Annotated in this window: 7 protein-coding genes; 2 read left to right on the forward strand and 5 right to left on the reverse strand. The window is 61.6% G+C overall.

Translation table 11 applies throughout. The features are described 5' to 3' along the window. Positions 1–97 precede the first annotated feature (97 nt). The 4 genes from V6767_RS22480 to rpiA all read right to left on the reverse strand — a co-directional run bounded on the left by V6767_RS22480 (position 98) and on the right by rpiA (position 4384). Positions 98–1477, reverse strand: a complete 1380-nt coding sequence (locus tag V6767_RS22480; protein ID WP_448475476.1) for a class II 3-deoxy-7-phosphoheptulonate synthase — start codon at positions 1475–1477, stop codon at positions 98–100. A 126-nt stretch (positions 1478–1603) separates the two neighbouring features. Beyond that, positions 1604–2992 (reverse strand): glutathione-disulfide reductase, encoded by a 1389-nt coding sequence (gene gor / locus V6767_RS22485; RefSeq protein WP_448475477.1) that lies wholly within the window; start codon positions 2990–2992, stop codon positions 1604–1606. Between the two features lie 122 nt (positions 2993–3114). Beyond that, positions 3115–3672 carry a DUF2059 domain-containing protein gene (locus V6767_RS22490; RefSeq protein ID WP_448428118.1) on the reverse strand — a complete coding sequence of 186 codons (558 nt, stop codon included), beginning with the start codon at positions 3670–3672 and terminating at the stop codon, positions 3115–3117. Between the two features lie 13 nt (positions 3673–3685). After that, entirely contained in the window at positions 3686–4384 is a 699-nt protein-coding gene (rpiA, locus tag V6767_RS22495) for a ribose-5-phosphate isomerase RpiA (RefSeq protein ID WP_448475478.1), read from the reverse strand. A gap of 176 nt (positions 4385–4560) precedes the next feature. Between rpiA and V6767_RS22500 the strand changes: the two genes are divergently transcribed. Further along, positions 4561–5238: an HAD family hydrolase gene (locus tag V6767_RS22500; RefSeq protein WP_448475479.1), complete on the forward strand. Its 678-nt coding sequence runs from the start codon at positions 4561–4563 to the stop codon at positions 5236–5238. A gap of 75 nt (positions 5239–5313) precedes the next feature. Here V6767_RS22500 and V6767_RS22505 read toward each other — a convergent pair whose 3' ends face one another. Continuing rightward, entirely contained in the window at positions 5314–7212 is a 1899-nt protein-coding gene (locus tag V6767_RS22505; protein ID WP_448475480.1) for a L,D-transpeptidase family protein, read from the reverse strand. 532 nt (positions 7213–7744) lie between these two features. Here V6767_RS22505 and fumC point away from each other — a divergent pair. Then, the gene (gene fumC / locus V6767_RS22510; protein ID WP_448475481.1) at positions 7745–9136 is read left to right on the forward strand and encodes a class II fumarate hydratase; all 1392 of its coding nucleotides are present in this window, start codon (positions 7745–7747) and stop codon (positions 9134–9136) included. Positions 9137–9317 lie beyond the last annotated feature (181 nt).

Here is a 9317-nt window from a genome sequence, read left to right on the forward strand (position 1 = left end):
ATATTCAATAGCTTAAAAGCCATACGCGATTCCCCTGCCCTCAAGGGGGGAGATTATTGGGGGCTATGCGGCTATGCGCGCTAAAAGCCGGGCGTCCTCACTCGTTGATCGCGAGCTTCTTTTCCTCATACGCCGTCTTCATCCGCTCGGCGAGCAGGAAGGCGAGTTCCAGCGCCTGGTCGGCGTTGAGCCGCGGGTCGCAATGGGTGTGGTAGCGGTCGTGCAGGTCCTCGCCGGTCAGCGCCCAGGCGCCGCCGGTGCATTCCGTCACGTCCTTGCCGGTCATCTCGATATGGATGCCGCCCGGATAGCTGCCCTCGGCGCGGTGGATCTGGAAGAAGCTCTCGACCTCAGACAGGATCCGCTCGAACGGCCGGGTCTTGTAGGAGTTGAGCGTGATCGTGTTGCCATGCATCGGATCGCAGGACCAGACCACCTTCTTGCCCTCGCGCTCCACGGCGCGGATCAGGCGCGGCAGATGGTCGGCGACCTTGTCGTGGCCGAAGCGGCAGATCAGCGTCAGCCGGCCGGCCTCGTTCTCCGGGTTCACGGTATCGATCAGCCGCAGCAGGTCGTCCTCGGCAAGCGAGGGGCCGCATTTGAGGCCGAGCGGGTTCTTGATGCCGCGGGCATATTCGATATGGGCATGGTCCGCCTGACGGGTGCGATCGCCAATCCAGATCATGTGGCCCGACGTCGCATACCAGTCGCCCGAGGTCGAATCGACGCGGGTCAGCGCCTCTTCATAGCCGAGCAGCAGCGCCTCGTGGCTGGTGAAGAAATCGGTCTCCGACAGCGCGTGGTTGTTCTCCGCCCGGATGCCGATCGCGCGCATGAACGACATCGTCTCCGAAAGCCGGTCGGCGAGCTTCTGGTAGCGTTCGCCCTGCGGCGAATCCTTCACGAAACCGAGCATCCACTGATGCACATTTTCCAGATTGGCATAGCCGCCCATGGAAAAGGCGCGCAGAAGGTTCAGCGTCGCGGCCGACTGGCGGTAGGCCATCAGCTGACGCTGCGGGTCTGGAATACGGGCCTCTTCGGTGAAATCGATGCCGTTGATGATGTCGCCGCGATAGCTCGGCAGCGTCACCCCGTTGATCGTCTCGTTCGGGCTGGAGCGCGGCTTGGCGAACTGACCGGCGATGCGGCCGACCTTGACCACCGGCTGCTGCGCGCCGAAGGTCAGCACCACGGCCATCTGCAGGAAGGCGCGGAAGAAATCGCGGATCGTGTCGGCGCCATGCTCGGCGAAGCTTTCGGCGCAGTCGCCGCCCTGGAGCAGAAAACCGCGGCCCTCGGCCACCTCGCCCAGCGCCTTCTTCAGACGGCGCGCCTCGCCGGCGAAGACCAGCGGCGGATAGCTCGCGAGTGCTGCCTCGGCCTCGGCCAGTTTTGCCTCGTCCGGATATTCCGGCACCTGAAGGATCGGCTTGTGACGCCAACTTCCGGGGGTCCAGTTCTTCGCGCTCGTCATCGTCTCATACCTGCTCTTTGGCGGTCCGTTTCATGAGCCGGACCAGTCTCTCTCCCATAGTGGCGCGCTTATAGACGCTTCCGACTTTTTTGTATACCCGCCAAGGCGGATGACGCGGCGGCGGGTCTAAACCCGCTCGCCGTTCTTCACCCGGTAGGTCGGCTGGTACATGGTCACCAGTTCCTCCGAGGCCGTCGGATGGACGGCCATGGTGCGGTCGAAATCGTCCTTGGTGCAGCCGCCCTTCAGCGCGATGCCGATCAGCTGCGCCATTTCGCCAGCCTCATGGCCGAGAATATGGGCGCCCACCACCTTGCGGTCGGCGGCGTTGACGATCAGCTTCATCACGGTGCGCTCGTCGCGGCCCGACAGCGTCGCCTTCATCGGCCGGAACTTGGCGAGATAGACCTCAAGCTCCTCATAGCGTTCCGCCGCAACATCCTCCGGCAGTCCGACCGTGCCGATTTCCGGCTGCGAGAACACGGCCGTCGCGATCAGGTCGTGATCCGGCTTGGTCGGGTTGTCCTTGTATTCCGTCTCGATGAAGCACATCGCCTCGTGGATCGCGACCGGGGTGAGCTGGACGCGATCGGTGACATCGCCCAGTGCCCAGATATAGTCGACATTGGTGCGCGAATAGTCGTCGACCTTGATCGCGCCCTTGGCGTCCAGTTCGACTCCCACGGATTCAAGGCCAAGCCCCTTGGTGTTCGGCTGCCGGCCAAGCGCCATCATCACCTTGTCGACATTGAACACATGGCCGTTATGGGTCTGGGCCTTGAGCCGGCCATCGGCCGCCTGGGCGACGTCGACAATCGTGTCGCGGCAGATGACCTGGATACCCTTCTTCTCCATCGCCTCGCGCAGATTGACCCGCATGTCCATATCGAAGCCGCGCAGGATTTCCGGGCCGCGATAGATCAGCGTGGTCTCGACGCCGAGCCCGGCGAAGATATTGGCGAATTCAACCGCGATATAGCCGCCGCCGGTGATCGCGATCGACTTCGGCAGTTCCTCCAGATGGAAGGCCTCGTTGGAGGAGATGCAGAGTTCGGAGCCCGGCATTTCCGGGTGCGGATTTGGGTGGCCACCGACGGCGACCAGGATCTTCTCCGCCGTCACTTCCTGCCCGGAGGACAAGAGCCGGATGCGATGATCGCCGGCGATCTCCGCCCGCGTCTCAAGAATCTCGGCGCCGTTGGTTTCCAGCCCCTTGCGGTAGAGCCCTTCGAGACGGGTGATTTCCCGGTCCTTGGCGGCAATCAGCGCCGGCCAGGAGAAACTGCGCTCGCCGACGGTCCAGCCATAGCCGGCCGCGTCCTCGAAATGCTCGGGATATTGCGAGGCATAGACGAACAGCTTTTTCGGCACGCAGCCGCGAATGACGCAGGTGCCGCCGAACCGGTATTCCTCGGCGATTGCCACCCTCTTGCCCATGCTAGCGGCAAGGCGGGCGGCGCGCACACCGCCGGAGCCGCCGCCGATCACAAACAGGTCGAAGTCATAGCGCGTCATGGGAGGGCTCCTTGCGGTGGGGTATTCCGGGATAATCGATTTTGGCTGAATATGGCGACTTTCCGCCAAAAATAAAGCCCGCCGGGGTCGGCGGGCTGTTATGCAACGGGCGAATGGCGCTTTTACTGCGCGGGCAGCGCCGGAACCTCGGTCGCCTCGACGGGCGTGCCGCCATCGGCTTCGATGCGCCGGTTCAGCTCTGCCTGGGCCTGCTGGGAGAGATCGCGGGCAATACCGCGGGCCCAGATATCGCCGGCCTGGCCGAGTTCGCGCGCGGCAATCGGGCCATACTGGATGAACTTCTTGCCGACATCGGAGTTGTAGAACTCGGCAAGCTGGTTAAGCTCTTCCGCGGTGAAGATGTTGGCGTAGATTTGCGCGCCTTCCTTCTCGAGATCGGCGCGGCGCGGGGCCAGCGCGATCGCCGTATCGGTGACGACCTCGTCGATCAGCGAGTGATAGTTCGGGTAGACCTGCGTCAACTGCGACTGAACGAGATCCGCCTGATTCGGCAGGATTTCGTCGAACTGGTTGTTGATTCCCAGGGCCTGGAGCGCGGCTTTGGCGGCGGCCTCATGCTCAGGCGAAATGTCCTGCGCAGAAGCAACCGAAAAGGCGCCAAGTCCCATAATCGTCGCGGCGATGGCCACGGAAAGGCCGAACCTGGATTTCATTTTCATAAAGGACTCCTGTCTACTCAGTTGCTTTGAGTGTACGTACACCGCCGTCGGATGCAACGATGGCGAGTGTCGCGATGTCAATGAACAGCCCGTGCTCCACAACGCCCGCGATGGCGTTGAGCGCGTCCGACAATGCCTGTGCATCGTGAATGCGGCCAAATGATGCATCGATAATATAGTGTCCGCCATCGGTCATATAGGGCCCGTCGCCCGATTGGCGAAGGTCGAGCGAACCTGAAAGATTGAGCCGCGACGCGGCGCGTTCGATGGCAAGGCGGGTCGCGCCGAGCCCGAACGGCATGACCTCGATGGGCAGCGGAAAGGCGCCGAGGCGATCCACGACCTTGGTCTCGTCGGCAATCACGATCATCGCTTTAGAGGACGAGGCCACGATCTTTTCGCGCAACAGCGCGCCGCCGCCGCCCTTGATGAGATTGAGCGCCGGATCGATCTCGTCGGCGCCGTCGATCGTGAGATCGAGCTCCGGCGTTTCGTCGAGCGAATTCAGCGTGATGCCCAGTTCCAGGCACTGGCGCGCCGTCGCCTCGGAAGTCGGGACCCCGATGACATTGAACCCGTTGGCAACCTTTTCGCCGAGGAGCGCGATGAATTCCCGCGCCGTGCTGCCGGTTCCGATGCCGAGCCGCATACCGTCCTCGACATATTCAAGCGCGGTTTCCGCAGCCTTTATCTTCAATTGACGCGCATCCATGCGTCACATGCTCCTTTTGGCTAACGGTAAGGTGTTTACACGCCACGCGCGTCAAACAAAAGACCTTTTGCGCCGAGGCCGCGCAAATGCTTGGCATGCTTGCTGCTGGCGGTTATGAACCGGGCCGGGAAGCGGACGGCGAGCGTCGTCTGCCGGAAAATGAAGGATCGCCCCCGATGCCCGCACCGCTCGCCATATTCGACCTAGACGGCACGCTGATCGATACAGCGCCCGATCTGATCGCAAGCCTGAACCACGCCATCGCGCCCGTGGGGCTCGCCCCCTACGGCATAGAGGACACGAAGATACTGGTCGGCCGCGGCGTAAGGGTGATGATCGAAAGGGCCTTCGAACATCGCGACCGGTCGCTCGACGAGGATACGTTCGATACCTGTTTCGAACGCTTCAGCGAACACTATCGCGCCGGCATTCCCGGCGAAAGCCGCCCCTACCCCGGCATCGTCGCGGCGCTCAACCGGCTGAAATCCACGGGCTTCGATCTCGCCGTTTGCACCAACAAGCGCGAATCGTTCACCATGCCGCTGCTCGAAGCACTCGGTCTCACCGGCTATTTCACCGCGATCACCGGCGGCGACACCTTCGCCTTCCGCAAGCCCGATCCCCGCCACATCACGGAGACCATCGCGCGCGCCGGGGGCGACGTCGCCAACGCGGTCATGGTCGGCGACAGTTCCAATGATATCGATTCGGCAAAGGGCGCCGGCGTCGCAACCATCGCCGTCACCTTCGGCTATGCCGACCGCCCGGTCGCCGACATGGCCGCTGACCGAACGATAAGCGACTATGCGGCGCTGACGCCGGAATTGGCACTCGCGGTGATCGCACGGCGATAACCGCAACCCGCTGGAACGCAAAAGGCGCGCCCGCAAAACGGACGCGCCTTCTTTAATATAGGGCCCTGGCAGCGGTCAGCTGCCGAGGCGGGCCTTGCTTTCGGCTTCCATGGCCCGCTTCAGATACATGTCGCGGTCATAGACATCGTCGTAATACTGGACCTTGCCGGTATCATCCGGCCAAGCGGTGAAATAGGCGACATAGACCGGGAATTTCTCCGGAACGTCGACCGGAGTATTTTTGCCGGTCGCGATATAATCATCGATATCCGACTCCGGCACGCCGAGAACGGCGGCGGCCATCTTGTTGGGGTCGGAGAGACGCACACAGCCATGGCTCAACGCCCGCATGTCGCGCTCGAAATAGCTCTTCTGCGGCGTATCATGCATGTAGATCGCGTGGTCGTTCGGGAACAGGATCTTGAGCTGGCCAAGCGCGTTGCGCTCGCCCGGCGGCTGCCGCACATCGACCATCGGGGCGGCAGCCCAGTTGACGGACGACGATGACACCCGGCGGCCGTTATAGCTGACCTCGTAACCGATCTGATCGAAATAGCTCGGATTGGCGCGCAGCTTCGGCAGGTATTCGTTGACGACGATCGAGCGCGGAATGCCCCAATACGGGTTGAATTCGACCGTTTCGATCTCGTCCTTGAAGAAATAGGTCTGGTTGGTGGGATTGCCCACCACAACGCCCATGTCGAAGCTTTCGCCGTTATCGTCATGATAATAGACGCGGTAGGCGGGCTGATTGATGAAGACATAGCGCGGACCGAAATCATCCGGCAGCCAGCGCAGGCGCTCCATGGCGTCGAGCACCTTCTGGGTGCGATCGTCATTGGTTTCGACGTCGAAGGCCCTCACGGTATTGGGGCCGATAACGCCGTCGACATAGAGGCCCGCCGACTTCTGGAAGTCCTTCACCAAGGTCACCAGTTCGGGCGTGTATTCCTCGCTGACGCCGTCATAGGCGGCGAAGATTTCCGCGTGTTCCACCTTGAACTCAGGCGAAGCCTTGCGTTCGATCGCCTTGACCACGCTCGGAACGTTCTGGTTGGTCTGACCCGGACGAATGAACACGCTGCCGGTAAAAACGATCGGCTCGACCACGTTTTCGGTGTTGCGCAGTTCGGCGAGCTCCGCCTTCAGGTCCTGGAAAAACTGGTTCTGCGGATTGTAGCTTTCGATGAATTCGGCAACGTCAACCGTTCCGGGGAGGCTGTCGATCGCTTCGCCGAGATCAACCTCGGTGCGCTTCAGGTCGTGGAACTCGGAAATCCGGTTCGGATCGACGCGGCCGCGCCTGGCGTCCTGCATGTAGGCAAGCACCTTGGCGGAAAGGGCGAGTTCGAACTGCATCAGGGCAGCTTTCTCCTCATCCTCGTTCTCGGCCGCGAGCAGATCCGGCAGTTGGACCCGGTAGTTGTCGGGTTCGAGGCCGAAGACATCGGCATTGCCGAGCGTCCGCATGGCGGCGCGGGCCTTCTGCGAAACCTTGCCGTCCTCTACCCAGATCAGTTCGCCGCCATTGGAATAATAGTCTTCGATCGCCGAAGCGACATCATCAATGGCCTTGACCTGGGCATCGGCGAGATACTGGCGCGGATCATCTTCAGCGATCGCGACAGTGGTTTCCGTTTCGACGGCGTCGGTCATCGAGCCCTGATCGAGCGCGGCAACTTCCGTCGTCGTCTCTTCCATATCGGCATCATCGGGGGTGATCGAGCCGGTAACCACCGGATCGCGAATTTCGCCGATATCGATCATGCGGACAGGATCGGCGCGATAGGCGTAATATTTCGGCGGGGCGACCTTGGGGGCGGAGTAGGTGCGCTGAACCTGCTTTTTCTGCTGCACCTGAGGCTGCTGCTCGACGACCGGCGCGCGCTGCGATTCTTTCTGTCGGCCGCGCAGGATGTCCATCAGGGTCAGGGCGTTGGCCGCACTCGGCACGAAGGCGGCAGAAACCGCCACGGCCAGAGCCACAGATGAAACGCGAACTGAGAGTTTGTTGCGCAATGTTCTACCCCGTTTTGCAAGTCAACGATTTCATTGACATCCTATCCGCAAGCTCTTTAGCGAGCCAATAACATTTGCGCTATCTGTGCGCAAACCTTCTGGTTGTGTCATGAAAAAACAACACTTTGGTCCGCTTGCCGATCGATTGCCGTTCCGGATCAGCCTATCAAGCGCCTGTTAACAGGGGCTTAAACGCGAGCGATTTCTGTGTGCGTTGCAACATGCGCGCCAGCCATAATTTCACAGACTCCAACGCAGAGATATCGCCCCGGTTCCGTGACGGAGAGCATGGCGTCGTCATTGGTTCGGTCGCAGGCCGGGTTCGCGGTACCGGCCCTGCATTTTTTCAGTTTCGGTTGGCAATCGGCGATACTAATCGAATAAGTTTTCGCCGATTATTGACAGAACTGCTCGGCGCGCGCGATTGCATATCCCGATTTTCGCAAGGACGATCGCCCACCGGGGCAATGGCAGGAGTAGAAACACCATGACCGCAACCCGTACAGAAACCGACACATTCGGCCCGATCGAGGTCGCCGCCGACCGCTACTGGGGCGCGCAGGCCCAGCGTTCGCTCGGCAATTTCAAGATCGGCTGGGAAAAGCAGCCGCTTTCCGTCGTTCGCGCGCTCGGCATCGTCAAGCAGGCCGCCGCCAGGGCCAATATGTCCCTCGACCGGCTGCCAGCCGAAATCGGCAACGCCATCGTCGAGGCCGCCCAGGAAGTCATCGACGGCAAGCTTAACGACCACTTCCCGCTGGTTGTCTGGCAGACGGGGTCCGGCACGCAGTCGAACATGAATGCCAATGAGGTGATCTCGAACCGCGCGATCGAACTCCTCGGCGGCGAGATGGGCTCCAAGAAGCCGGTTCACCCCAACGACCACTGCAATATGAGCCAGTCGTCGAACGACACCTATCCGACGGCGATGCACATCGCCTGCGCCGAGCAGATCGTTCATCACCTGCTGCCGAAACTGAAGCACCTTCACGATGCGCTCGCCGCCAAGGAGAAGGAATTCGCCGATATCATCAAGATCGGCCGCACCCATACCCAGGACGCGACGCCGCTGACGCTCGGCCAGGAATTCTCCGGCTACACTGCGCAGATCGCCTCCGCCATCGAACGTATCGAGCTGACGCTGCCGGGCCTTTACCAGCTCGCCCAGGGCGGCACCGCCGTCGGCACCGGCCTCAACGCGCCGGTCGGCTTTGCCGAAAAGGTGGCCGAGGAAGTCGCCGGCATCACCGGCCTGCCCTTCGTCACCGCGCCGAACAAGTTCGAGGTGCTCGCCGCCCATGACGCCATGGTGTTCTCGCACGGCGCCATCAATGCGGCGGCCATGGCCTGCTTCAAGATCGCCAACGACATCCGCTACCTCGCCTCGGGCCCGCGCTCGGGTCTCGGCGAATTGTCGCTGCCGGAAAACGAGCCCGGCTCCTCGATCATGCCCGGCAAGGTCAACCCGACCCAGAACGAGGCGATGACCCAGGTCTGCGCCCATATCGCCGGCAATCAGGCCGCGATCGGGTTTGCCGGTAGCCAGGGCCAGTTCGAGCTCAACGTCTACAACCCGATGATGGCCTATAATTTCCTGCAGTCGGTCCAGCTTCTGGGCGATGCCGCCCGTTCCTTCACCGATCATTGCGTGGTCGGCATCAAGGCGCGCGAGGAAAACATCAAGGCCGGCGTCGAGCGCTCGCTGATGCTGGTAACGGCGCTGGCCCCGAAGATCGGCTACGATAACGCCGCCAAGATCGCCAAGACCGCGCACAAGAACAACACCACGCTGCGCGAGGAAGCGCTGGCGACCGGGCTTGTGACCGGCGAGGAATATGACGAGATCGTCCGCCCCGAACTGATGATCTCGCCGAAGTGAGATTATCGTTTTCGTACATTAAAAGAGCGGCCGGCCTGCCCGGCCGCTCAGACTGCTGACAAAGCCCCAAGCTTTGACCATCGTGTGCCATCGACCCTTCGTTCTTGTGTCATGCTCGGACTTGATCCACTGCTGTCCGGTTTAAATTTGTAGACAAGGCGCATGGCATTGATTCTACTTG

The sequence above is a fragment of the Martelella sp. FLE1502 genome, from assembly GCF_053484255.1.